Below are 24,348 nucleotides of genomic sequence, written 5' to 3' on the forward strand. Positions count from 1 at the left end.
AAAGATGCGCGCCCGGGGACACAAGGTCAACGGGCGCGCGAAACGTTCGGTCGTGTAAGCAGGTTAAGGCCGATCAGCCCTGCAGCGATCTAACCTCGACATCGCCTTCGGCCTGCGCCTTGATCGCCAGCGCGGCGGCGTGGCTTGCGGCAGCTGTCGTGTAGTATGGGATCTTGTCATACAGTGCGATGGATCGGATGGCTTTGCTGTCCTCAACCGCTTGCGCGCCTTCGGTGGTGTTCATCAACAGCTGAACCTGGCCGTCTTTCAACATATCGACCACGTCCGGGCGACCCTCATAGACCTTGTTGACGATCTCACAGGCAACGCCCTGCTCGGCCAACCAGCTTTGTGTGCCACGGGTCGCGACAAGCGAAAAGCCCTGTTCCGTCAGAACTTGAGCGGCTTCAAGCATAGCGGCACCTTTATCGGCGTCCTTGATCGAGATAAACGCACGACCCGAAGAGGGCAGAACCATGCCTGCGCCCATCTGCGCCTTGAGGAAGGCGCGCGGGAAGTCGCGGTCCCAGCCCATGACCTCGCCAGTGGAACGCATTTCCGGGCCCAGAATGGTGTCAACGCCGGGGAAGCGGGCAAAAGGCAAAACAGCCTCTTTCACCGAGAACCACGGCATGTCCGGATCGGCCAGCGTCATCTGGTCGGCAATCTTGGTGTCCTGACCTTCCTTATAAGCGGGGCGCATGGGGAAGTTCGAAAGTTTCTCACCGGCCATGACGCGTGCCGCAATCGAAGCAATCGCACTGTCGGTCGCCTTGGCCACAAACGGTACGGTCCGCGAGGCGCGTGGGTTCACTTCGATCAGGTAGATTTCATCGTCCTTGATCGCGAACTGCACATTCATCAGGCCGACAACGTTCAGCGCCTTGGCCAGCTTGAACGTCTGGCCCTTGATCTGATCGATAATCTCTGCCGATAGCGAGTAGGGCGGCAGCGAACAGGCCGAGTCGCCGGAATGTACGCCCGCCTCTTCGATATGCTGCATGATGCCCGCAACATGCACGTCGGTACCATCGCACAGCGCATCCACGTCCAGCTCGACCGCACCGGCCAAGTAGCTGTCCAGCAGCACAGGGCTGTCGCCCGAGACGACCACGGCCTCGTTGATGTAGCGCCTCAGTTGATCCATATCGCGCACGATTTCCATCGCACGACCGCCCAAAACGTAAGAGGGGCGGATCACCAGCGGGAAACCGATCTCTTCAGCAATATCCAGCGCTTGCGCGTCGGTTGAAGCGATGCCGTTTCTGGGCTGTTTCAGGCCCAGATCATTAACCAGCGCCTGAAAGCGTTCACGGTCTTCGGCCAGATCGATGGCATCCGGCGTGGTGCCCAGGATCGGGATGCCTTCGGCTTCCAGCGCGTTGGCTAGTTTCAGGGGGGTCTGACCGCCGTACTGAACAATCACGCCGTGCAGGGTGCCGTTTTCCTGTTCCTTCGTCAGGATTTCCATGACGTGTTCGAAAGTCAAAGGTTCAAAATACAGACGATCCGAGGTGTCGTAGTCGGTCGACACGGTCTCGGGGTTGCAGTTGATCATGATGGTTTCATAACCAGCGTCGGTCAGCGCGAAACAGGCGTGGCAGCAGCAATAGTCGAACTCGATGCCCTGACCAATCCGGTTCGGGCCACCGCCAAGGATGACGACTTTCTTGCGGTCAGACGGACGCGCCTCGCATTCTACGTCACCCATCATGGGGGCTTCGTAGGTCGAGTACATATAGGGCGTCTGCGCCTCGAACTCGGCGGCGCAGGTGTCGATGCGTTTGAACACGGCCGTAACACCCAGATTGCGGCGCGCCCGGCGGACGTTGTCTTCGTCACGACCGGTCAGATTTCCCAAACGCGCGTCAGTAAAGCCCAGCATCTTGAGCTTACGGATGCCTTCCTCGGTCACGGGCAGGCCGTCTTTGCGTACTTGGCGTTCGGCTTCGATGATCTCGCGGATACGGGCAAGGAACCAAGGGTCGAACTTGGTGACGCCAAAGATCTCATCATCGGTCAGCCCGTGGCGCATTGCTTGAGCAATGGTGCGCAGACGGTCAGGCGTCTGCTGGCTGATTGCCTTGATAACGGCGGCCTTGTCGTCGACTTCGTCCCAAACGCCTACGTTCAGGCCGGGGATTTCAATCTCATCAAACCCGGTCAGGCCCGATTCCATTGAAGCCAGCGCCTTTTGCATCGATTCGTGGATAGTGCGGCCGATGGACATCGCCTCACCCACCGATTTCATCGCGGTGGTCAGGTAGGGCTCGGAGCCGGGGAACTTCTCGAACGCGAATTTTGGGATCTTGGTGACAACATAGTCGATGGTCGGCTCAAAGCTGGCCGGGGTGACCTTGGTGATGTCGTTGTCCAACTCGTCCAGCGTGTAGCCCACAGCCAGCTTGGCGGCGATCTTGGCAATCGGGAAACCGGTTGCCTTTGACGCCAACGCCGAAGACCGCGATACGCGCGGGTTCATCTCGATCACGACCATCCGTCCGTCGACCGGGTTGATCGCCCATTGCACGTTCGATCCGCCGGTCTCGACCCCGATCTCGCGTAGTACGGCAATCGAGTGATTGCGCATGACCTGGTATTCTTTGTCGGTCAGCGTCAGGGCCGGGGCAACGGTGATCGAGTCACCCGTGTGCACGCCCATTGGGTCGATGTTTTCGATGGAACAGACGATGATGGCATTGTCGGCGGTGTCGCGCACCACTTCCATCTCGTATTCTTTCCATCCCAAAAGGCTTTCGTCGATTAGGATCTGGCCCACTGGCGAGGCATCCATGCCGGTGCGACAAATATGGATATAGTCTTCGCGGTTATACGCCACGCCGCCGCCTGTGCCGCCCAGCGTAAAGGCGGGGCGAATGATGGCGGGTAAGCCGACATTTTCAAGGGTTTCGAGGGCCAGCGCCACACCGGCGTCCAGGTCTTTCTTGCCGCTTTCGTTCTTGGGGGCAGTCACGATCTCGGCCTTGGGATTTTCGATGCCCAGCCGGTCCATCGCCTCGCGGAACAAGGCGCGGTCTTCGGCCATTTCAATGGCGTCGCGCTTGGCACCGATCATCTCGACGCCAAACTTGTCCAGCACGCCCATCTCTTCCAGCGCGAGCGAGGTGTTCAGGCCGGTCTGCCCGCCCATGGTGGGCAGCAGCGCGTCGGGGCGTTCTTTTTCAATGATCTTGGCGACAACTTCTGGCGTGATCGGTTCGATATATGTCGCGTCGGCCAGCCCGGGGTCGGTCATGATCGTGGCGGGGTTTGAGTTCACCAGAATGACCCGGTATCCTTCTTCCCGTAGTGCCTTGCAGGCCTGAGCGCCGGAATAGTCGAACTCGCAAGCCTGACCAATAACAATGGGGCCCGCCCCGATGATCATGATCGACTGAATGTCGGTTCTTCTCGGCATGGCCACGTTCCTTCGATTGTCCGCGATTCAGGGCACCCCCAAGCGCCCAAATTGTCCTGCGTTATAGGGACCGCGCGAAAAGGTGCAAGGGGGATCGGAAACAGGGGCGAAATTGCCGCTTTCCCCCCTTTCCCTTGGCGGCGTATTCTCTATACCGCGCAGCACGGCAAATGAGGATGCAATTGCGTATTCGTTTTGATCAGGGGCCAGCCGGGTCAGGAACCAGTTTTGACCGGCCAGCCGAGATGATCCGCGCGGACAATGCGGAGGACGTGCCCCAAGCGTTGGAGGCGCTGGACGAGGCGCGCGCGCAAGGGGCTTGGTTGGCTGGCTATGCTAGCTATGAGCTGGGGTACGTGCTGGAACCGCGCCTGTCTGACCGCATGCCAGATGGCCGTCGGCTGCCTTTACTATGCTTCGGCGTTTATGATCACCCCATTCAGCGGGAATTGCCCGCTGCATCCGGTGGGGTGACCCATTTTGAACCGCGCTGGGACGAGGCGCGGTACACGCAGGCGTTTCAACATGTGCATGACGCCATTGGGGCAGGGGATATTTATCAGGCCAACCTGACATTCCCGATTGATATGACCGTACAGGGCAACAGCGCCGCGCTTTATGCCGCGCTCACAGCCGGACAGCCCGTAGGTCACGGCGCCCTGATCCAGCAGGATGGGTTGCCCGATCTACTCAGCCGGTCTCCTGAGCTATTCTTTCGCACGAACGCGGACCGCGGGATCGAAACCCGCCCAATGAAGGGGACCCAACCCCGCAGCGAGGATATGGCTGAAGACGCCCGGCGTCGGGCGTTCCTGGCGGTCGACGAAAAGAACCGGGCTGAAAACCTGATGATCGTCGATCTGTTGCGCAACGATATCAGCCGCGTCGCGATGCCCGGATCCGTTAAGGTGCCCGAACTGTTCAAGGTCGAAACCTATGCGACCGTGCATCAGATGATCTCGCTGGTGCAGGCGCAGCTGCATATGGGCGCCGAGCTGTCCGATATCCTGACGGCTCTGTTTCCCTGCGGTTCCATCACCGGTGCCCCCAAAATTCGAGCCATGGAGATTTTGTCCAATCTCGAACCCTGGCCTCGCGATGTTTATTGCGGTGCGATCGGCTGGGCCGCGCCGGACGGGCGTTCAGAATTCAACGTGGCGATCCGGACGCTGATGGTCGAGGATGGCTCGGCCACCCTCAACGTCGGCGGTGGAGTGATCTGGGACAGCACGGCCCCATCGGAATATGAGGAAGCGCTATGGAAAGCTCGCTTTGCCCACCAGCTGACCCTGACTTCCGCCTGATCGAAACACTGGCCTTTCGACCCGGGCAAGGGTTCGTTCGCCGAGATCGGCATCTGGCCCGTATGGCTCGGTCAGCTGTGGCCATGGGCATTCCTTTCGATGCGGGCGCCGCTATCCAGGCACTGGACAATGTCGTAGGGCAATCACCTCAGCGTTGCCGGCTTACGCTGGCAGTTGATGGAACATACGATGTGACAACCGGAGTACTGGCCGGTAACCCACCATTATGGCGGGTCGCGGTCACCAAAATGCGGCTTTCCGCGTCGGATGTTTGGTTGCAGCACAAGACGACCCAACGCTCTGTTTACGACACGGCTCGCGCATCGCTGCCGGACGGAATAGACGAATTTCTGTTCCTGAACGAGCGTGACGAGCTGTGCGAAGGGACCATCACCAACCTGTTCCTGCACATGCCGGACGGCCGACGTCTGACGCCAAAGCTGACCTGCGGATTGCTTCCGGGGATTCTGCGAGAAGAACTGATTGATAATAAACAGGTTACCGAAAGCGTCTTGTTCTTGACCGATCTGAAAAACGCAGAAAAAGTTTTCGTGGGGAATTCCTTACGTGGCCTGATCCGGGCGGAGTTGGCGGTATTGTGAGCAAACAGAGCGATTGGGCGCGCGACGGGACGCATCACCTGCGGCTACGGCTGGAGTTCGGCCTGTTCTTTGTCGCAGTACCAGTTCTGATCGCGGTCTTCTTCCCTCCGAATTGGATGTTTCCGTCGCTGTTCACGTTCACGGCCATCGGTATCATCCTGCTCCATTACACGCCCGGTTTTACCTGGGCCGAACTTCGGTACAACTGGCGCAATTGGACGTGGCGCGAAATCGCTCTTTTTGCTGTTGCCATGACGGCGTTTTGCTCGGCGGTCGTTATGGCGATGCGACCGGACGTTGCATTTCGCATGCTTCTCTACCGGCCCGAATTCCTGGCAGTGATCTGGCTGGCGTACCCGATCGCTTCGGCTCTGCCGCAAGAGCTTTTGTTCCGATCACTGTTTTTCCGCCGCTACCAGGCGATCCTTCCAAACGGGAAGGCGGCTTACCTACTGAACGCGTCCCTGTTTTCGCTGGCCCACCTGATGTACTGGAACTGGATTGTCGCCATCATGACCTTTGGCGGAGGGCTGTTGTTCACTTGGGCCTACCGCCAACGCGGGTCGTTTTTCTACGCGGTCCTGCTGCACGCTATTGCGGGTAATGTTATCTTTGCGGCGGGTCTGGGCATCTATTTCTATTCCGGCAACGTGCAAAGGCCGTTTTGACGGCGCGACCTGCCTTGACTTTCCAAGCCTGACAGGGTGTACCGGCGCGACGAATTCTACGCCCGAAGGGATAAATCCATGCACGCCTACCGCAGCCACACCTGCGCCGCACTGACCGCCGCCAATGTCGGTGAAACCGTCCGCCTGTCCGGTTGGGTGCATCGGGTCCGAGATCACGGCGGCGTGCTGTTCATTGATCTGCGCGATCATTTCGGTGTGACACAGGTTCTGTGTGATGGCGACAGTGCAGCTTTTGCCGAGCTTGAGAAAGTACGTTCGGAATGGTGTATCCGCATCGACGGCACCGTCAAAGCACGTGACCCGGAGCTGGTGAACTCGAAACTGCCGACCGGTGAGATTGAAGTTTATGTGCGGGAGCTTGAGGTTCTGGGCGCGGCTGACGAACTGCCGCTGATGGTGTTCGGAGATCAGGAATACCCCGAAGAAACGCGTCTGCGCTACCGTTACCTGGACCTGCGCCGCGAGGCGATGCAGCAGAACATGACCCTGCGCTCGGACGTTGTCGCCTCGATGCGCAAGCGCATGTGGGATCAGGGCTTCCGCGAGTACCAGACGCCGATCATCACCGCATCGTCGCCTGAAGGCGCGCGTGACTTCCTTGTGCCGTCGCGTTTGCACCCGGGCAAGTTCTACGCGCTGCCGCAGGCCCCACAGCAGTTCAAACAGCTGATCATGGTGTCGGGCTTCGACAAGTATTTTCAGATCGCGCCCTGCTTCCGTGACGAAGACCCACGTGCCGACCGCTCGCCCACCGATTTCTACCAGCTTGACCTTGAGATGTCGTTTGTCGAACAGCAGGACGTGTTCGACACGATCCAGCCGGTTCTGACCGGTGTGTTCGAAGAGTTCGGCGGAGGGCGTAAGGTCGATCAGGAATGGCCGCAGATTTCCTACAAGGATGCTGCATTGTGGTACGGTTCCGACAAGCCGGACCTGCGCAACCCTATTAAAATGCAAGTGGTCTCTGACCACTTCCGCGGGTCTGGCTTCGCGATTTTCGCGAAGCTGCTGGAGCAGGAAGGCACCGAAATCCGCGCCATCCCCGCGCCGACCGGTGGTAGCCGTAAGTTCTGCGACCGCATGAACGCATTCGCTCAGAAAGAGGGTTTGCCCGGCATGGGTTACATCTTCTGGCGCGATCAGGGCGAAGGGATGGAGGCCGCAGGTCCGCTGGCCAAAAACATCGGCCCCGAACGCACCGAGGCCATCCGTCAGCAATTGGGGCTGGGCGTTGGTGATGCGGCGTTCTTCCTGGGTGGTAAGCCGAAAGCCTTTGAAAAAGTCGCAGGCAAGGCGCGTGATGTGATCGGTGAGGAACTGAACCTGACCGAGAAAGACCGCTTCGCCTTTGCCTGGATCGTGGATTTTCCGATCTACGAGCAGGACGAAGAATCCGGTGCCATCGACTTTGAACACAACCCGTTCTCGATGCCGCAGGGCGGAATGGAGGCTCTGGAAGGCAATCCTCTGGATGTGCGAGGCTATCAGTACGACTTGGCTTGCAATGGGTATGAGCTGGTGTCGGGTGCAATCCGAAACCACAAGCCCGAGATCATGCTTAAGGCCTTTGAGCTGGCAGGCTATGGCGAGGATGAAGTCAAAAGCCGCTTTGGTGCGCTGTTCAACGCCTTCCATTATGGTGCCCCGCCGCACGGTGGCTGCGCCGCTGGTATCGACCGTATCGTGATGCTGCTGGCCGATGAAGCCAACATCCGCGAGGTCATGATGTTCCCCATGAACCAGCGTGCCGAGGACCTGATGATGGACGCACCATCCGATCCGACTTCGGATCAGATGATGGAGCTGGGCCTGCGGATCATCCCTCAAGACTGAGAATGACAAAACCCGCTGCTTACCCTGCAGCGGGTTTTCTCATGGTTTGCGCTTGTACAAAGGTCATGGCTATGGACCGGTATTCATAGCTTGGTCACAGGTCTGCATAGCCCGTTTGTTGGCGACCTATTCCCATGGGTCCTTAAATGACTTCCGGCTGGAGCGAATATCACGGGCGGTAGCGCGGGTTTGCCAGTAGACCCAAAGGCACAGGATCGTTGCGGTTATGAAGTAAGCGGTCATCATCTCAAATCGCCTCACGTTGTTCCAAACGGGTCTGCACAATCCCGGCGACCTGAGCGGCGACGGCCGTTACTGGGGTCCCGTCTGCCCGGGACTCGGCCAGCCGCTGCGCCGCTTCTGCCAGAACTGTATCGTCGGCATCGCGGGCGACCCCGCGCAGAAACTGTGCCGCGTAATCCAGCGTGCGCTGATCATTCGGACCAGCCAGAATGTCGGCGATATGGGCCATGTCATCCTGATAGGCCAACGGATCGGCGTTAATGATTTCATCCCGGACGGCATGCAGGCTGCTGGGGCGGCGATCTTCGGGCAAACGTTCCAGAACGGATGTCTGGAAATAGGCCAGCGATTTGAGGGGTTTTTCCAGAAAACCGTCGGCACCCGCCCGCATTGCGGTGCGTTTCATGTGGTCATCCCCGGACATGCCAAGAATGGCCCCAATACGGGGCGCAGCCTCAGACAGATCGGCGATCAGATCCGCGCCGGACCCGTCCGGCAGCCCCATGTCCACAATGATGACAGAGGGGCGGTAGATCTGCAGGTGACGCCGTGCCGATTGCAGGCAATCCGCCCGCCTGATGCGCGCGCCGCTGTGCAGGCACATCAAGCGGATGGCGTCGCAGGCATAGCGGCTGTCTTCCACAACCAGAATAGTTTGTCCCAGCAGGGGCCGCGTGGCCGTCGGCTGCGCGGGAGAGGCGAAGGGGCTCGAATCGTCCATGGCGGAACTCCTAATCAGCAGATACCTCACGCTAGGAACTTCTGGCTAACAGGGCGTTAACGGCAATTTGGCGCACTTGTTCTTTGTTCAATCTGCCCCCATAACCGCTGCAACGCAGAATAGAGGAGAGTTCCATGATTGGTCGACTGAACCACGTAGCCATTGCCGTACCCGATCTTGAGGCCGCCTCTGAGCAGTACCGCAACGCGCTGGGCGCGAAAGTCGGCGCGCCACAGGATGAGCCGGATCACGGCGTCACAGTTGTGTTCATCGAACTGCCCAATACCAAGATCGAACTGCTCTATCCGTTGGGCGATGACAGCCCGATCAACGGGTTTCTGGAAAAGAACCCCGCTGGCGGCATCCACCATGTCTGCTATGAGGTCGAGGATATCATCGCTGCCCGCGATCACCTGAAGGAAACCGGCGCACGCGTGCTGGGTTCGGGTGAGCCCAAGATCGGTGCGCATGGTAAACCGGTGCTGTTCCTGCACCCCAAAGATTTTAACGGCTGCCTGGTCGAGCTGGAACAGGTGTAACCTAACCCCGGAGGGGATGAGATGTCGATTACTGGTGCGGCCGTTCTGTTCGCCGTGATCTGGTTCATGACCTTGCTGGTGGTGCTGCCAATCCGCATCAAGACGCAGGGCGATCTGGGTGATATCGTTCCGGGCACCCACGCGGGCGCACCGGAAGAGCATCACTTGAAGAAAAAGATGTGGATCACCACCGGTATCACGGTGGTGCTTTGGGCCATCATAGCAGGCATCATCCTGTCCGGCGTGATTTCTGTGCGTGATTTCGACTGGTTGAACCAGCTGGAGCCGCGCGGTTGATCTTTAAGCCATAGGCCCTGATAGCTTGTGGTAGATATGGGTGAACGTTGCGACGCCAAGGATTGGGATCACAAGGTTCACCAGCGGCACGGATAGCGGGATCGCCATCAAAATGCCTGCCATCCAGATGGTTGTTGCGTGTTTGGCGCGCAGCTTACGTGCACCTTCCCGACCTAACCTGCGCATGGCAGCCAACGTAAAGTATTCCCGTCCCAACAAGAAACCGTTCATGCCCCAGAAGATGAAGGGGGCGAGCGGAGTAAAGATCGCATAGAGGATCAGGGCCAGCAGGTTGGCAACGATCAGAATCCCCATGAAGCTCAGCCCGTCGCGCAGGCTTTCGCTGAACGGAATGCCGGGAACAGTTGGTAAAGATGGGTAATGCTTGTCTTCGACCGCTTGCGCGACGTCTTCCAGAAACATCGACGTAATCGCCGAGGCCACCGGGACCATCAGAAACACGGGCAGGATCAGGACGATAAAGATGCCGGAATAGTTTAGCACATCGTTCAGCCACGGCACGGCACCGATAAAGGGCAGAGAGATCTCGTTCCCCGACAGCCGGTTGATCAGCCAGATTGCCAAAGCACAAGCGGCGATCAACAAAACGATCGTCAGACCAACGCCGCGCAACAGGACAGCCCGGAACTTTGGGTCGCCGATCTGTCCCAGTGCTGCAAAAAAGGCGTTGAGAATGGTCATTCCGAAACCCACTGCGTCAACCCATCCACGTCAGGGCGGGGTCTTTCGGGCGGTGCTTTGCCCTCGGTCGCGATATGGACCAGACCCGCGACGCGTTCATTTTCTTGCAGTCCGAACGCCTTTTGGCAAAAGTCGCGGTCGTGGGTCTGCCAACCGGACAGCCAGTTTGCGCCCCAACCGGCGGCAAGTGCCGCGTTCAGCAAAGCCAGGCACACTGCGCCTGCGGAATAGGTCTGTTCGATTGCAGGGATTTTCGCGGAGGGTTTTTGAACCTCGATCACGGCGACCGCCAGATGGCCCATGTCGAACTGGTTGCGGGCCTTGGCTATGTCCTCAGCGGATTTACCCAGCGCCGAGCCACATTCTTCGGTCAATTGGGCAAGGCGCGGCATAGCGCCTTTATCGAGTACGATGAAACGCCAGGGTTCCAGCTTGCCATGATCCGGACTGCGCGCCGCGGCGGTTAGCAGGGGCAACAGCTGGTCCCGCGTGGGCGCGGGTTCAATCAGCGTTTTTGCAGGGCGCGACCGGCGCGATTGCAGAAACTCCAGAGCGGCCGGATTCTTCAAGGACATATGTTAACTTCCTTTACATAGGCGGTTGTGTATGTGGTTGAACATCTGGCGGGTTTCAAGGGCAAGTGGCTGGATGCAGGAGATCAATTTCACTCCCTGAGCGTTCGTGCAAGGGTGTTAAAGAAGAAGAGAGGGAAGATGGCCAAACCAAAGCTGCGAAATGTACCGGATCTGAGCGCGCACGCCGTACCCGATGAAGGGATCGAGGTCCGGGTCACGCCGAAAGCTGCGAAGGATGGGATTTTAACCGATCAGGGAAACATTCGCATCACCGTTACCGCGCCGCCCGAAAACGGCAAAGCAAACGAGGCGGTGCGTAACATATTGGCCGTGGCCATGGGGGTGGCACCGTCTACTCTGATCCTCAGGCGGGGGCAGGCGTCGCGTGACAAGGTGTTTGTCTATTTGCCCTGATCCGGTGTTTCCCGGATTTGGTACACGCCTTCCGGCAAATCTAAAGCCGCCGCCAGATCGCGCACCTGTTCAGGAGATAACGTGATCCTCTGAATCTGATCCGTGCGCGGGTCCAATTGTTCAAGCGTCACACATTCGGCGAAGCTGTTGATGACGACATCCTCTTGCAAAGGCTTGGGGCCTTCGTCCACCAGAGTAATGACTGTCGAGTCGAATTCATGCTCAATCGAAAACATGAAAGCAGAGTGCAGGTCAGCCGAATGCAATGCAACCCGTACCTTACCAATCGGGCTGTGGTGATTGGCGCGGCTCCGCGCTATGGTCGTGAAAACGGGCCAACCGTTTCAAAGGATTATGAATGTATCGTCTGATCTGTTTGTTTCTTCCTCTTTTTCTGGCGGCCTGTAGTGCTGGCGAGATGCGATTGCAGCCCGCGACCCAATGGTCGGGGACCTTGGGTGAGTATCAGGTAGAGGCGGCCGCGGTTCGAGATGTCAGCCGCTCCATCGGCAAGGAAGCCCGGGCAGAGTGTCTGAAGCGGGCCAAAGTCAAAAATTGTGATTTCACGGTTCTTGTTGATCTCAATCCACAAGCGGAAGCGAATGCGTTTCAGACCTTGGATGACAGGGGCCAGCCGGTGATCATAATGACCCGATCCATGATTCAGTCGGCGCAAAATCCAGATGAGCTGGCTTTTGTACTCGGGCACGAGACTGCTCATCATCTGCTGCGTCACATTCCGCGCCAGGCCGAAAACGCACAGGAAAGCGCAGTCATATTCAACAATCTGGGCGAACTCTTTGGAGAAGAGGGAGAAGACCTGGAGCGTACACAGAAAATTGGGGCGGAAGTGGGTGTGCAATTGAATGTTAAGGCCTTCGAGCTTGAGGCTGACCAGTTGGGCACAATCATTACCCACAATGCCGGATATAACCCGTTGATTGGTGCAAAGTACTTTGACCGCATCCCGGACCCGGAGGACAGTTTTCTCGCGTCACATCCGCCGAATGCGCAACGTGTGCAGATGGTTCAGAACACGGCCCGAAAACTTGGGCTGACGCAATGACCCAAATAGCAAGGCTGGGCGTAATCCTGACGGATCGTGGATCGAAATACGCGGTGTCGGGGGCTGCTGTGCAAACGCGCGAGGACGTGGATGCCGTTCTGCAAGACCTCAAGTCCGACAAAGCCTATGCCAAGGCGACGCACAATACCTGGGCGACGATCTTGCCGACAGGGGCTCTCAAGGCCGACGACGGCGAAAGCGGTGCCGGAATGGTCATCCTGCGCATGCTCGAAAGGGCCGGACTGGAGGGCCACATCATCATTGTCACCCGCTGGTACGGGGGTAAAAAGCTGGGCGGTGACCGCTTTCGCAGGGTGCAGGATGCCACCCGCGCCTATCTGGAGCATATCGGCGCCGGGTCTTGACCTGAGTCAAATGCCTGTTCGGGCCGCTGCGCTATCCTGTCAGAACTGTGCGACAGGGAGACAGCGCAATGCTTGGCAAAAATACTCTGAAACGACATGCGGAACTGGTCGACCAGATGGCAACCCACGTCGGGGTCGATCTGGAAGATGCGGCCATAGGCGGTGATGTCTCGATTGACCAGATATCTGATGCGGTCCTGCGATGCAGTGATTGTTCGAACCCTGATCATTGTGCGCAATTTCTGGCACAATCTGCCCAAGGCCAGAAAACCCCGGAATACTGCAGGAACACTTCCCTGTTTGACCGCCTCACTTCGCTGTCGGAAAGCAAGCGCGACGGTTAAGAAAAATCATGCCGCGCCATTGCTGTGTTTGACGGCGCTTTGTGCAAAAAAAAGGCAGATCTGCCAATGACCCGAGACAATCTGGGCGACGTGGAGAAACACTTTTGGCTAACCCGGTCGGTGGCCAGATGTATGGATGTTTCGTTGACCGAAGCAATGGCCGAGGGGCGGTTGACCACCAATGGTTATGCGGAGATCGTGACGCGCTGTCGTGCCTCTGGGTGCAGCGACCAATGCGAATTGTGGCTGTCGAAACAACAGGTCAAAGCCGATTCGGCACCTGAATTCTGCGCTAATGCGGAAACGCTGAACGCTTTGAAGGCTTAGTCAGAGCTTGGAATGCGAACCGTCGCACAGCGGCTGATTGGCCGTTTGTTTGCACCCGCAAAAGAACACCTTCTTGCTGGTCTCGGCAGTAAACTTCACCGGTTCAAACTGGGTTCCCTTGTGTGAACCATCGCAGAAGGGCTGACGCTCTGACTTGCCACAGGCACACCAGAAATAGGTTTTCCCTTCGGTCACTTCGACCGGGTAGGGGGCTTTTTGGGCAGGTTTCGGCTGATCTGACATGTGGCTGCTCCGCTTTTGGCTAATGTCGTGAAACAACTATAAGGCCTTCGCGCGGGGCGGGTAGAGCGCTTATGTTTCTTTATGTAAGCAGCATGGTTTTGCCGCTCTCACGAATCTGTGATTGATTTTGTTGCAATAATATCAACGAGGTCGTATTTTGAGACTGGCCCCAGATAATAGGGCAATATGAGAAAATTTTTAGAGGAATGACGGACATGAAACTTAAATTTGCTGCCGTTAGCGCAATTGCCCTGGTTCTGGCTGCATGCTCGCAGCAGGAAGAGCCGACGCCGGTTTACATCACACCTGAGTACGACAAGTTCGGCACACCGAGCTGCCCGGCTGGAACCGAGCTGGCCACGACCGAAGCGGGACAGACCATCTGTAACCCGGTCGCTCAGTAAGAATTCTGCGGGCGGTCTTGTTTTGGCCGCCCGCTTACTCAACGCAGCCGACCGCCCTTGTTGGGCGGTTTTTTTGTGCCCGCTTTATGCCGACGCGGACTCGGATCAGAATACGTCGGTAATTGGCAATCATCACCTCACCAGCCGTCAGTAACCGTGTCCAAATGACTTGCGGTTATAGTGTTGACGCTTTGACCCGTACCGTGGCGCATAAAGGTAGCGATAGGATTTCTTTTTTAGCTTTTGCTGAACGTAGGGCGCGTTCTTAGGAACCGGGTTTGGGTGGTAGACTTTGGGTGTGTGGACTTTCGGAGAGTAATAGTGCCGGTGAATGCGGATTTTATTGCGGCTATGAGCATTCTGCGAATTTGACCCAACAACAATTTGGCCGATCGTTCCAACGGTGATGCTGCCTGCGGTAGCCGGGAAGGCAAAAAGTTGGGACGCAAGTATCGCGGCCATGCAATTGAAAGAGATTGCACGAAAGTATGCCATGAAAACCCTCCTTCTAGCGAGTTGAGGTTTTCATTCATGGTCCGGGAAAATCCCGTCTCAAGCCAATAAACTTAAATCACGCTCTGCCTATCGAGGGTGAACGGCACATTAGGCTTAGGTGCGTGTGCCCCATAAATCGTATTCGCCGGCCTCATCGATCTCGACCGACACGATGTCACCAGGCTTCAGGTCATCAAAACCCTCATCGATGAACAGATTCCCGTCGATCTCGGGCGCGTCTGCCTTGGTGCGGCACGTGGCGGCTTCGTCATCAATCTCGTCCACGATCACGTCGATGGTCTGGCCAACCTTGGCGGCCAGCTTAGCCTCGGAGATGGCCTGCGCTTTTTCCATGAAGCGGTCCCAACGCTCTTGCTTGACCTCGGCTGGAACGTGATCCGGCAGGTCGTTCGATCGCGCGCCATCGACGTTTTCGTATTGGAAGCAGCCAACACGATCCAGTTGCGCCTCGCCCATCCAATCCAGAAGGGTCTGGAATTCAGCCTCAGTTTCACCCGGGTAACCAACGATAAACGTTGAACGCAGGGTGATATCCGAGCAGGTCGCCCGCCATGCGGCGATTTCATCCAGTGTTTTAGCCGCTGCCGCGGGGCGAGCCATGCGTTTCAGAACGTCCGGATGGGCATGTTGGAACGGAATATCCAGATAGGGCAGGATATTGCATCCTGCGTCTGCCATCAGGGGGATCAACTCGCGAACATGCGGGTAGGGGTAGACATAGTGGAGCCGAACCCAGGCATCCAACTGCCCCAGCTCACGCGCCAGATCGGTAATGTGGCTGCGCACCTCGCGATCCTTCCACGGGTTCACGCCGTATTTCCGATCCAAACCATAGGCGGATGTATCCTGCGAGATCACCAGCAATTCACGCACGCCGTTGTCGACCAGCTTTTCAGCTTCGCGCAGTACAGCATGTGCCGGACGGCTGGCGAGTTTCCCACGCATGTCGGGGATGATGCAGAACTTGCATTTGTGGTTACAGCCCTCGGAAATCTTGAGATAGCTGTAATGGCGTGGTGTCAGTTGCACACTTGCGACGGGCAGCAGGTCCACAAACGGGTCAGGATCAGGCGGCACGGCCGCGTGCACCGCATCCAGCACCTGCTCGTATTGGTGCGGGCCGGTAACAGCCATGATGCGTGGGTGATGTTCGCGGATGTAATCCGGTTCCGCACCCAGACAGCCGGTCACGATGACTTTGCCATTCTCCACCAATGCCTCACCAATAGCGTCCAGCGACTCGGCCTTGGCACTGTCGAGAAACCCGCAGGTATTCACGATCACGGCATCCGCGCCTGAATAGTCGGGCGAGATGCCGTATCCTTCGGCACGCAGGCGCGTCAGAATGCGCTCACTATCGACCAGGGCCTTGGGGCAGCCCAAAGAGACCATACCGATGGTCGGCTGGTTCGAACGTGGCGTCTCGGGCATCCGGGCGGCAGGCGCCAGGTCGGGGCGGAGGTTTGGCGGGTTCGTTGTCATTGCGCGGCATATAGTGGGGAACGCTTCCCCTTGCAAATGCGGCGCAGGCTTTGGATGATCTTTTTAACGCATGAAAAAGGCGGAGAGCAGAATATGAAGTGGCTGTTGCGCATAGTTTTCCTGTTGGTGGCGGTTTTTGGCTTGGTCATCGGGGCATTGCTGCTGATGCCCGGCGACAAGCTGGCCACCATATTGGCTGAGCAGGTCCGCACCCAAACCGGGCGCGACCTGAAGCTTACGGGCGATGTGAACCTGTCTTTCTGGCCCGTGCTGGGGCTGGAAACTGGTCCGGTGACTCTTGGAAATGCGCAATGGGCCGGTCCTGAACCCATGCTAAGCGCCGAAAGCCTGGCCGTGGGGGTTGATGCTGCCGCGCTGATCTCAGGGGACCTGCGCATCAAACGGGTGGTCGCCGATAATCCGGTTCTGCGGTTGGAACTTTCGGATGGGCGCGGGAATTGGGAGCTTTCGGCACCCGCAAACGCAGCCTCGGTAGGCGCCACAAGCGGCGCGGCACCGCAAGGGCAGCAGGGCGAGGTGACGCTGGATCATCTGAAGCTGACGAATGCACGTTTGGTCTATATCGAAAACGGCGCAACTAAATTCGATTTTGCCAATGTCGATCTGGCGGCCAGTTGGCCGGACGTTTCGGCGCCTCTGCAGGTTCAGGCTCAGATGGCAGTGCCCGGGGGGGCGGTCGATGTCGACCTCAAGATTCAAGATCTGCCAGCTTACGCGTCCGGCGCGGTAACGCCGCTGGATTTGACCATGACCGCGCCCGGCGGAGAGTTCGGTTTTGCAGGCCGGGTCAATCTGGCTGGTGAAATGGATGGCAGAATGCTGGCCAAAACGACGAACACGGAACGTATGCTAGCTGCTTTTGGTCAGGCCGGTGTTGGGGTGCCATTGGGTCTGGGGCGCGAGGCCGACGTGGCCGGGCAAATGACCTATACCAGCGATGGTCGGATTTCGCTGCGCAATTTGGTGGCGTTGCTGGATAATAATCGCCTGACTGGTGAGGCAGATATCGTTATCTCGAACCCGCCGCAGATTACCGCGCGGCTGGAAGGCGGTGACCTGGATCTTACTCATTTCAATGATACGCCTGGTGGCGCTGGCGGCGGGTCGGCGCCGTCACCTGACCAAGGGTGGTCGACCACCCCGATTGATGCGTCTGCGCTGGCCTTGGCGAATGGCAAAATCCGCCTCAAAGCCAATTCCATTGCCGTACCGGGTCTGACGCTGGGACCCAGCGATCTGACGCTTAACCTTGATCGATCCAGAGCGGTTCTTCAGATGAACCCTGCCACATTGTTTTCAGGGCATCTGAACGGGCAAGTGGTCGCCAACAACCGGAACGGTTTATCGGTCGGCGGCAATCTGACCGCGGATGGCATGGATGTGCAGCAAGCTCTGTCCGCCCTTGGCGGGATCGAGCGGTTGTCCGGCACCGGATCAGGGTCGTTTGAATTTCTGGGAGTTGGACAGACCGAGGATCAGATTATGCGCTCACTCAGCGGCAAGGGTCGTGTGGACGTGGGCAAGGGCGTGATCTCGGGATTTGATCTGGACCGCCTGATGGGCCGCAGCGGGGGCGAGCGCGGCACAACCGTGTTCAACAGCTTGTCTGCCAGCTTCACCATGGATCAAGGGGTGTTGTGGAACAACGACCTGTTGATGTCGCTGGATAACTTCCGGGCCGACGGTTCCGGTCGGGTCGGAATCGGCAACCGCGATATCGACTATCTTTTCACACCTGTGGCGCTGCGCGCGAATTCGGGAAACGGCATCGCGGTACCAGTGAAAATTGTCGGGCCGTGGAGCGACCCGTCGATCAAGCCGGATCTAACCAAAGTCATCGAAGCTGTTGCTGAAGGAAAGGCCAAAGAGCTTGAAGATGAGGCCAAGCAAAAAGTTTTGGACAAAGTCGGGGACGAGCTGAATACGACGATTTCGGACAGCGATCAGATCGAAGACGCGATCAAGAACAAACTGGAAGACGAAGTGAACAAGGGGCTGCTGAAGCTGTTTGGCGGCAACTAATCAGCGCCAATACGCAAGGGTTTCGGGGCAGAAAGTGCCCCGAAACGCAGTAGCGCTTAGATGGTCTGATCGTAGTCGCCAACACCGGGTTCCGTGCGAATAACCGCGTCGATATCGCCAAAGATTGCGCGCATCTCATCCTCGCTTTCGCTGCTTTCGCAGACCACGACAAGGTTCGGAGTGTTCGAGGATGCGCGCACCAAACCCCAGCTGCCATTGTCCAGAATAACACGAGCGCCGTTGACGGTGACAACCTCTTTGATCGCGCGACCGGCAAAACTGTCTCCGGCATCAGCTTTTGCAACCAGCTTGTCGACCAGCCGCTGAAGAATGTCATATTTCTCTGTATCGGCGGCATAGGGTGACATGGTCGGCGTAGACCAGGTTTTTGGCAGCGCCTTGCGCAAATCCGACATGCTTTGATCCGGGTTGCGATCCATCAGCTTGCAGATTTCAACGGCGACGCGCATCCCGCAGTCGTAGCCGCGCCCGATAGGTTCAGCCAGAAAGTAATGACCAGACTTCTCAAAGCCGGCCAGCGCGTTGATCTCCTTGACCCGACGCTTCATGTGGCTGTGTCCGGTCTTCCAGTAGTCCGCTTTGACACCAAGGGCCTGCAATTCGGGATCGCTGGCAAACAGACCAGTGGATTTCACATCTGCCACAAAGGTCGAGTTCGGATACAATTTGGCCAGATCACGGGCCATGATCACTCCGACCTTATCGGCGAAGATCTCTTCCCCCTCATCATCCACAACACCGCAGCGATCGCCGTCGCCGTCAAAGCCCAGAGCCAGATCGGCACCGCTGGCTTTCACAGAGGCGGACATGTCGTGCAACATCTCCATAGCCTCGGGGTTGGGGTTATAGTGGGGGAAAGTATAATCCAATTGGGTATGGCTGGGCACCATTTCGACGCCAATGCGCTCGAAAATCTCAGGCGCAAAGGCCGAAGCCGTTCCATTACCAGTTGCGCACACGACTTTCAGGGGGCGGGACATTTTGAAATCGCCGACCAGATCGTCGATGTAGGCTTCTTTTACACCATCAACGAATTCGTATGTTCCGCCTTCATGCGGGGTGCCTTCACCGTTCAGGACGATGTCGCGGAGCTCTGACATCTCGTCGGGGCCGTGTGTCAAAGGACGATCAAAGCCCATCTTGACGCCGGTCCAGCCGTTAGGGTTGTGGCTGGCTGTGACCATGGCCACGGCCGGCACATCCAGATGGAATTGCGCGAAATAGGCCATCGGGCTGAGCGCGGGGCCAATGTCCTTGACCTGAATGCCAGCCTGCATCAGACCCAGGATCAGCGCGTTTTTGATTGCCAGCGAGTAGTCGCGGTAGTCGTTGCCCACCGCAATCACCGGTTCGATCCCACGTTTGCGCATCTGTGTGCCCAGACCCAAGCCAAGCGCGGTCATGCCGGGCAGGTTGATCTCTTCGGGATATTTCCAGCGCGCGTCATATTCGCGAAAGCCGGTCGGCTTGATCATCGGATCGCGCAGAAAACTCCAGGTGTTCGGGGTCACCTCTGGGATGGGTTTGGTCATGCTATTGCTCTTGCTTAAATCTGTATAGGATTGGCTTTGGCCAGTGCATCAAAGCGCATCAATGTGTCAATCAATTGAGGCATTTGATCCAGATAGATCATGTTGGGCCCGTCTGACGGAGACTTGTCCGGGTCTTCGTGTGTTTCAATAAACACAGCACCTACGCCGATGGCGGCAGCTGCGCGCGCCATCACCGGAGCAAATTCACGCTGTCCGCCGGTCGAACCTCCAAGCCCTGCAGGCTGCTGAACCGAGTGGGTTGCGTCCATCACAACCGGATAGCCCGTCGCCGCCATCTGCGGGAGCGAGCGCATATCTGTCACCAAGGTGTTGTACCCAAACGAGGTGCCACGTTCTGTCAGCAGAATATTCGAGTTACCAACACTCTCGATCTTGGCGACAATGTTCGCCATATCCCATGGTGCCAGAAATTGCCCTTTTTTGACATTGATCGCTGCGCCTGTTTGGGCTGCGGCCAACACCAAGTCGGTTTGACGGCACAATAACGCGGGAATCTGCAAAACATCACAAACACTGGCCGCGTCTGAGCATTGCTCCGGCGTATGTACGTCAGTCAGGACAGGTACCCCAATTTGTTTTTTGACACCTTCCAGAATGTCCAGTCCTTTAGCAATTCCGGGCCCACGGACACCTGAAATTGATGTGCGGTTCGCCTTGTCATACGAGGCCTTAAAAACATACTGCGCACCGGCGGCATCACAGGCTTCTTTCATTTTGCCTGCGATCATCTGCGCATGATCCGCGCTTTCAAGTTGGCAGGGGCCAGCAATGATCGTCAGAGGCAGATCATTGCCGACCGTGAGATCGGAGATTTTTACATGTTTCATGTGTCTTACGAGGATACCTGTTCACGAAGGACCGACGCGGTAAGCGAGATCAACAGGTAGATACCAGCAAACAACAGAAAAGCCAAAATCGTATTTTCGAACTTGCGCGGATAGGTGGGTTCCTGACTTGGCACCGGCCTCACAGACACTGTCAAATAGCGCACTTTACGGTTTGCTTCGGTCCGCGTGGTTTCCATTTGCTGCATGGCTGTCTGCAGCATCATGTCCCTGGCAACAAGATCGGCTTGTGCCATCTGAATTCGTAAGCTGAGCCGGGCAAGCGAGTTTTCGCCTGCAGACACATCCAGCATTTCCGAGTTGAGTTCTTCCAACACAGTCTCAAGCCGCGCAATGTCCGCGCGGGCACCATCCACCTTGGCCTGGTTCGGACGACGGTTGTCCAGCAATGCGGCCAGCTGCAGCTCTTTTTCTTGAATCTGTGTTTCCAGGGCGTCGATGCGGCCGCGCAAACTGACGATGACGTTTTGCGGGTCCAGCAGCGCGCCTTGAATCTGAAGTTCGATCAGATCTTCCTGTGCTCTCCTGCGCTCCTTCTGTGCCATTTCAAAACCATCCAGCGCGTCGCGCATCTGGTCCTCGCGCTTGAGTTCTGTGAGCCCGTTTATGGTTTCTTCGGCGTAGGACAGAAGACGGTCAGAGATGGCCACCGAAATCTGCGGATCAGGTGCCGCAACTTCCATTCGGATAATGCCATCGCTCGGGTCGTATCCGATGGTGATCATGCGCCGGAAAAGCTTGTAGGCTTCTTCCAGCGTGGCGTCCGGCGAAAGCCGTTGAATAGGGTCGATCCAGTCTTGCTGGAAAATCTCTGCGAAGCCCATGTCACGTTCAAGCCTCAGCAGCGCATCCTTGGACTCAAGAAATTCCTGAGTAGCGACAGAATCCTGTGCGGTGGCGAATTGTGTGCCCGCCAAAAGCCCGCCAAAAGCTGCACCGCCCCCGTCCGCCTGCAGGATCGAAAAGGCCGAGTCGCTGGCATACATGGGCGTCGCCACACGGTAGAAATAGAACCCGACAATAAAGGTGGGCAGGAAGACGAAAACCGTCAGGCGGGCAAACAGGGCAAGCAGTTTGCGACGGCGACGGCGGGCGATGTCTTTTTGTATCTCGCCAATTTCAAGCTCGCGTCGTTGCGCAGGAGACATCTCGGGCCCGGGCAGGGTCTTTCCACCTTCACTGACCGTTTGCGGCAAATGAATCGTGACTTTGTCCTTGGCTTGATCCTCGGTTTGTGCCGTTTCACCGGCCATCCCCAGCAAATTGGCGCGATGAAACGGATCGATGCCCTTTTGGCGTAGCAAACGCACCGCATCATAGTCCGAGGTCGCCTCTAGGCCGTTCTTTTGCGCCAATCTGCGTGCCAACCGCAATTGGCGCCCGGTCAGTCCCTCGCGTTTGATGGCGTCAATCTCGGTATTGGACTCCGAGTCATTGGCCGCAGTGGGTGGCTGGGTCGCGTTGCGAATGCGTGAAATGGCATCAGCGCGGTCTTCTTCCGTTCCCGCGTTGCGGCGTTTGCGGCGCCAGTTGTAGATGCTAGCCTTGGGTTTGGTAGTCATATAGCTGCTTTGCCTCTTCCAAGGTGTCGAACATGTAAAGCTGGCCATCCATCAAAACGGCAGCCTCTTGCGCAAATTTCTCCAGCACGGCGGGACTGTGCGACACGATCACCATTGTAGTCGTGCGTAGTTTTTCCCGAAGGATGTCGCCGGCCTTCCTGTTGAATTCCACATCCGTCGACGCCGGCATCCCTTCGTCAATCAGGTACATGTCGAAATCCAGGGCCAACATCAACGCAAACGTAAAGCGCGCTTTCATACCGCTGGAGTAAGTGGCCAAAGGTTGGTTGAAATACTCCCCCAATCCGCATAGCCATTTGCAGTAGGCTTCGACGTAATCGGGGTCCATCCCGTAGATGTTGGCGACGTAGCGCGCGTTTTCCAGGGCGGACAGTTTGTTTGCGACACCTCCGGTGAAACCCATAGGAAAAGACACTCGGCAGGACTTTCGAATCACGCCTTCATCGGGCTTTTCCAGGCCGGCCATCATATTGATCAAGGTAGTCTTGCCGGTTCCGTTAGGTGCAAGAATGCCAATCGAACGGCCCAATTGAACCCGAAACGAGACACTGTCCAGGATCACCTTGCGGCGTGTCCCGGTCCAGAAGGACTTACTGACATTTTCAAACTCAAGCATTGAGGGCCTGCTGCTTGCACCATTTTAAAAGTACCGGATGTGCCGGTAATCGGGTTGTTATCCTACGTTTTATGTGGGCCATATTATGTCGAGTTTTAGTGGCAATGATCAATGCACCGGCACGTGTGCTGTTGGTAATGTGACTTTTCCATCGGTTGGACCCACGCATTGCGTTGACTATCTTTAAGGGTGACCGTCAACCAATTTGATGCAGGAAACCTTGCCATCTGATGAATTCGCTACAGAAAGAAATCTCGGCCTGCCGTATTTGCGCGGAAAGATTTGCTGCGACAGAGACCGCGCATCAGCCGCGCCCAGTGGTCTGGTTTCAGCCGGGAACGCCAGTTTTGATTGCCGGTCAGGCTCCGGGTGCGCGGGTGCATGAATCGGGTCGGCCGTTTACCGATCCGTCCGGAGACCGTTTGAGGGACTGGCTTGGGGTGGATGAAGCCGTGTTCTACGACCGGTCACGGGTTTCAATCGTGCCGATGGCTTTTTGTTTTCCGGGTTATGATGCGCGCAAGGCGGATTTGCCGCCCCCCCCTGTCTGCGGGCAAACCTGGCACAACAAAGTCATGCAAACGCTGGGGGAAATACCCCTGACTATTTTGGTGGGTGGGCACGCTCATAAATACCACCTGCATGTGCGCAGCTCGGTGACGGAAACGGTTCGCAACTGGCGGGACCATGCGCCGCGGGTCTTTGCCTTGCCTCATCCCTCGTGGCGGAATACGGCATGGATGAAGAAAAACCCGTGGTTCCAGACCGACCTTCTGCCGGTTCTGCGTGCACGGGTGCAAGAGGTTCTGAATGACTGAAACCACGGCTCTGGACGCTACCTACGCCGCAATGACTACCGCCCCACAAGATGATGCAGCGCGATTGAGGTTCTTCGAACGGCTTGCCGACAGCGAGCTGTTTCTGATGCTGACAGAAGAGGCGAAGGGCGAAAACATCTCACCCGAGTTGTTCGACGTCGCCGATGGGCGCTTTGTGCTGGCCTTTGACCGAGAGGACCGGTTGGCGCAGTTTGCCGAACGTCCTGTCCCTTATGTGGCGCTTTCGGGCCGGGTGTTGTCCTCCATGCTCGCGGGGCAAGGGATTGGGCTGGGCCTCAACCTCGAAGTTGCGCCGTCCTCTATGCTGATCCCGTCCGAGGCGCTGGGCTGGCTGGCGGAAACTCTGCAGCATGAGCCAGAGGAGGTTCAGCAACGGTTGGCAGAGTTCTTGCCCCCTGCAGGCCTTCCCGACGATTTGTTGACCGCACTGGACGCGAAACTTGCCACCGCAGTTGGGCTGGCGGAAGCCGCATATCTGGTGGGAACGAAGTCCGAAGGCGGCGGTTCCGGTCACCTGCTTGGGTTCATTGGTGCGGTAGAAGGGGCAGAGCCCGCGCTGGCCAAGGCCGCGTCCGAGGCGTTGACGTTTTCCGGGATTGAGGCCGGGGCAATGGATGTCGGGTTCTTCGGTGTACACGATCAGGCTGCTGCCTCATTGGCGCGGATCGGTTTGCGGTTCGATCTGCCACAGCCAGAGGCGCGTGTTGTCGCGCAGACGACACCCGGCAGTAACCCGGATAAACCGCCTATTCTGAAGTAGAAAA

27 protein-coding genes are annotated in these 24,348 nt (G+C 57.5%); 15 read left to right on the plus strand and 12 right to left on the minus strand.

What is annotated here, in order from left to right:
• Positions 1-73: 73 nt before the first annotated feature.
• Complete coding sequence (gene carB / locus AC2FD9_RS05350; RefSeq protein ID WP_496835745.1) at positions 74-3,418, minus strand: carbamoyl-phosphate synthase large subunit; 3,345 nt, start codon at positions 3,416-3,418, stop codon at positions 74-76.
• A gap of 176 nt (positions 3,419-3,594) precedes the next feature.
• Between carB and AC2FD9_RS05355 the strand changes: the two genes are divergently transcribed.
• The 4 genes from AC2FD9_RS05355 (at position 3,595) to aspS (ending at position 7,846) form a co-directional block, all read left to right on the plus strand.
• Positions 3,595-4,722: an aminodeoxychorismate synthase component I gene (locus tag AC2FD9_RS05355; protein WP_496836069.1), complete on the plus strand. Its 1,128-nt coding sequence runs from the start codon at positions 3,595-3,597 to the stop codon at positions 4,720-4,722.
• Positions 4,677-5,324 carry an aminotransferase class IV family protein gene (locus tag AC2FD9_RS05360; RefSeq protein WP_496835746.1) on the plus strand — a complete coding sequence of 216 codons (648 nt, stop codon included), beginning with the start codon at positions 4,677-4,679 and terminating at the stop codon, positions 5,322-5,324. Before AC2FD9_RS05355 ends, AC2FD9_RS05360 begins: the two co-directional genes overlap by 46 nt.
• Positions 5,321-5,992, plus strand: a complete 672-nt coding sequence (locus AC2FD9_RS05365; RefSeq protein WP_496835748.1) for a CPBP family intramembrane glutamic endopeptidase — start codon at positions 5,321-5,323, stop codon at positions 5,990-5,992. The genes AC2FD9_RS05360 and AC2FD9_RS05365 overlap by 4 nt, the downstream gene beginning before the upstream one ends.
• Before the next feature lie 78 nt (positions 5,993-6,070).
• Positions 6,071-7,846 carry an aspartate--tRNA ligase gene (aspS, locus tag AC2FD9_RS05370; RefSeq protein ID WP_282168949.1) on the plus strand — a complete coding sequence of 592 codons (1,776 nt, stop codon included), beginning with the start codon at positions 6,071-6,073 and terminating at the stop codon, positions 7,844-7,846.
• Positions 7,847-8,093: 247 nt separating this feature from the next.
• Here the strand turns inward: aspS and AC2FD9_RS05375 are convergent, their stop codons facing one another.
• Entirely contained in the window at positions 8,094-8,810 is a 717-nt protein-coding gene (locus AC2FD9_RS05375) for a response regulator (protein WP_108859308.1), read from the minus strand.
• A gap of 134 nt (positions 8,811-8,944) precedes the next feature.
• On the opposite strand from AC2FD9_RS05375, the gene mce reads away from it, so the two are divergent.
• Positions 8,945-9,349: a methylmalonyl-CoA epimerase gene (gene mce, locus AC2FD9_RS05380; RefSeq protein ID WP_109313240.1), complete on the plus strand. Its 405-nt coding sequence runs from the start codon at positions 8,945-8,947 to the stop codon at positions 9,347-9,349.
• Positions 9,350-9,370: 21 nt separating this feature from the next.
• Positions 9,371-9,646, plus strand: a complete 276-nt coding sequence (locus tag AC2FD9_RS05385) for a DUF1467 family protein (RefSeq protein ID WP_058275562.1) — start codon at positions 9,371-9,373, stop codon at positions 9,644-9,646.
• A gap of 3 nt (positions 9,647-9,649) precedes the next feature.
• Here AC2FD9_RS05385 and AC2FD9_RS05390 read toward each other — a convergent pair whose 3' ends face one another.
• Together AC2FD9_RS05390 and AC2FD9_RS05395 are read right to left on the minus strand one after the other, a co-directional pair.
• Entirely contained in the window at positions 9,650-10,348 is a 699-nt protein-coding gene (locus tag AC2FD9_RS05390; RefSeq protein ID WP_496835751.1) for an EI24 domain-containing protein, read from the minus strand.
• Positions 10,345-10,923 (minus strand): nitroreductase family protein, encoded by a 579-nt coding sequence (locus tag AC2FD9_RS05395; RefSeq protein WP_496733935.1) that lies wholly within the window; start codon positions 10,921-10,923, stop codon positions 10,345-10,347. Before AC2FD9_RS05395 ends, AC2FD9_RS05390 begins: the two co-directional genes overlap by 4 nt.
• Positions 10,924-11,061: 138 nt before the next feature.
• On the opposite strand from AC2FD9_RS05395, the gene AC2FD9_RS05400 reads away from it, so the two are divergent.
• Positions 11,062-11,337 carry a DUF167 domain-containing protein gene (locus tag AC2FD9_RS05400; RefSeq protein ID WP_496835753.1) on the plus strand — a complete coding sequence of 92 codons (276 nt, stop codon included), beginning with the start codon at positions 11,062-11,064 and terminating at the stop codon, positions 11,335-11,337.
• On the opposite strand, the gene AC2FD9_RS05405 is transcribed toward AC2FD9_RS05400, so the two are convergent.
• Positions 11,325-11,573 (minus strand): DUF8831 family protein, encoded by a 249-nt coding sequence (locus AC2FD9_RS05405; RefSeq protein WP_058275565.1) that lies wholly within the window; start codon positions 11,571-11,573, stop codon positions 11,325-11,327. The two genes, AC2FD9_RS05400 and AC2FD9_RS05405, sit on opposite strands and share 13 nt — an antisense overlap.
• Positions 11,574-11,695: 122 nt before the next feature.
• On the opposite strand from AC2FD9_RS05405, the gene AC2FD9_RS05410 reads away from it, so the two are divergent.
• From AC2FD9_RS05410 to AC2FD9_RS05425, 4 genes are all read left to right on the plus strand, one after another.
• Complete coding sequence (locus tag AC2FD9_RS05410; RefSeq protein ID WP_496696118.1) at positions 11,696-12,403, plus strand: M48 family metallopeptidase; 708 nt, start codon at positions 11,696-11,698, stop codon at positions 12,401-12,403.
• Positions 12,400-12,768: a YigZ family protein gene (locus tag AC2FD9_RS05415; protein WP_282168942.1), complete on the plus strand. Its 369-nt coding sequence runs from the start codon at positions 12,400-12,402 to the stop codon at positions 12,766-12,768. The genes AC2FD9_RS05410 and AC2FD9_RS05415 overlap by 4 nt, the downstream gene beginning before the upstream one ends.
• A 68-nt stretch (positions 12,769-12,836) precedes the next feature.
• The gene (locus AC2FD9_RS05420; protein WP_109313235.1) at positions 12,837-13,112 is read left to right on the plus strand and encodes a DUF6455 family protein; all 276 of its coding nucleotides are present in this window, start codon (positions 12,837-12,839) and stop codon (positions 13,110-13,112) included.
• Between the two features lie 66 nt (positions 13,113-13,178).
• Positions 13,179-13,439: a DUF6455 family protein gene (locus AC2FD9_RS05425; protein WP_496835755.1), complete on the plus strand. Its 261-nt coding sequence runs from the start codon at positions 13,179-13,181 to the stop codon at positions 13,437-13,439.
• On the opposite strand, the gene AC2FD9_RS05430 is transcribed toward AC2FD9_RS05425, so the two are convergent.
• Complete coding sequence (locus tag AC2FD9_RS05430) at positions 13,440-13,682, minus strand: CDGSH iron-sulfur domain-containing protein (RefSeq protein WP_496835757.1); 243 nt, start codon at positions 13,680-13,682, stop codon at positions 13,440-13,442. It lies immediately after the preceding gene.
• 215 nt (positions 13,683-13,897) lie between these two features.
• Here AC2FD9_RS05430 and AC2FD9_RS05435 point away from each other — a divergent pair, with 215 nt between their 5' ends.
• Positions 13,898-14,086 carry a hypothetical protein gene (locus AC2FD9_RS05435; protein ID WP_058275732.1) on the plus strand — a complete coding sequence of 63 codons (189 nt, stop codon included), beginning with the start codon at positions 13,898-13,900 and terminating at the stop codon, positions 14,084-14,086.
• Between the two features lie 147 nt (positions 14,087-14,233).
• Here the strand turns inward: AC2FD9_RS05435 and AC2FD9_RS05440 are convergent, their stop codons facing one another.
• Complete coding sequence (locus tag AC2FD9_RS05440) at positions 14,234-14,581, minus strand: hypothetical protein (protein WP_496835759.1); 348 nt, start codon at positions 14,579-14,581, stop codon at positions 14,234-14,236.
• Positions 14,582-14,695: 114 nt separating this feature from the next.
• The gene (gene rimO / locus AC2FD9_RS05445; protein WP_496835761.1) at positions 14,696-16,084 is read right to left on the minus strand and encodes a 30S ribosomal protein S12 methylthiotransferase RimO; all 1,389 of its coding nucleotides are present in this window, start codon (positions 16,082-16,084) and stop codon (positions 14,696-14,698) included.
• A gap of 93 nt (positions 16,085-16,177) precedes the next feature.
• On the opposite strand from rimO, the gene AC2FD9_RS05450 reads away from it, so the two are divergent.
• Positions 16,178-18,127, plus strand: a complete 1,950-nt coding sequence (locus AC2FD9_RS05450; protein WP_496835763.1) for an AsmA family protein — start codon at positions 16,178-16,180, stop codon at positions 18,125-18,127.
• A gap of 56 nt (positions 18,128-18,183) precedes the next feature.
• Here the strand turns inward: AC2FD9_RS05450 and AC2FD9_RS05455 are convergent, their stop codons facing one another.
• From AC2FD9_RS05455 to AC2FD9_RS05470, 4 genes are read right to left on the minus strand one after another with little or no spacing between them, the layout of a single operon-like run.
• Positions 18,184-19,680, minus strand: a complete 1,497-nt coding sequence (locus AC2FD9_RS05455; RefSeq protein WP_496835764.1) for a phosphomannomutase/phosphoglucomutase — start codon at positions 19,678-19,680, stop codon at positions 18,184-18,186.
• 14 nt (positions 19,681-19,694) lie between these two features.
• The gene (gene kdsA, locus AC2FD9_RS05460; RefSeq protein ID WP_282168938.1) at positions 19,695-20,528 is read right to left on the minus strand and encodes a 3-deoxy-8-phosphooctulonate synthase; all 834 of its coding nucleotides are present in this window, start codon (positions 20,526-20,528) and stop codon (positions 19,695-19,697) included.
• 5 nt (positions 20,529-20,533) lie between these two features.
• Positions 20,534-22,108: a KpsE/RkpR family capsule polysaccharide export protein gene (locus AC2FD9_RS05465; protein WP_496696110.1), complete on the minus strand. Its 1,575-nt coding sequence runs from the start codon at positions 22,106-22,108 to the stop codon at positions 20,534-20,536.
• Positions 22,086-22,745, minus strand: a complete 660-nt coding sequence (locus tag AC2FD9_RS05470; RefSeq protein ID WP_282119017.1) for an ABC transporter ATP-binding protein — start codon at positions 22,743-22,745, stop codon at positions 22,086-22,088. Before AC2FD9_RS05470 ends, AC2FD9_RS05465 begins: the two co-directional genes overlap by 23 nt.
• Positions 22,746-22,975: 230 nt before the next feature.
• Here AC2FD9_RS05470 and AC2FD9_RS05475 point away from each other — a divergent pair, with 230 nt between their 5' ends.
• On the plus strand, positions 22,976-23,563 hold the full coding sequence (locus AC2FD9_RS05475) for a uracil-DNA glycosylase family protein (RefSeq protein WP_496835767.1): 588 nt from the start codon (positions 22,976-22,978) through the stop codon (positions 23,561-23,563).
• Complete coding sequence (locus AC2FD9_RS05480) at positions 23,556-24,344, plus strand: SseB family protein (protein WP_496835769.1); 789 nt, start codon at positions 23,556-23,558, stop codon at positions 24,342-24,344. Before AC2FD9_RS05475 ends, AC2FD9_RS05480 begins: the two co-directional genes overlap by 8 nt.
• Positions 24,345-24,348: the final 4 nt, after the last annotated feature.

This window comes from Ruegeria sp. YTSC230 (assembly GCF_059609665.1).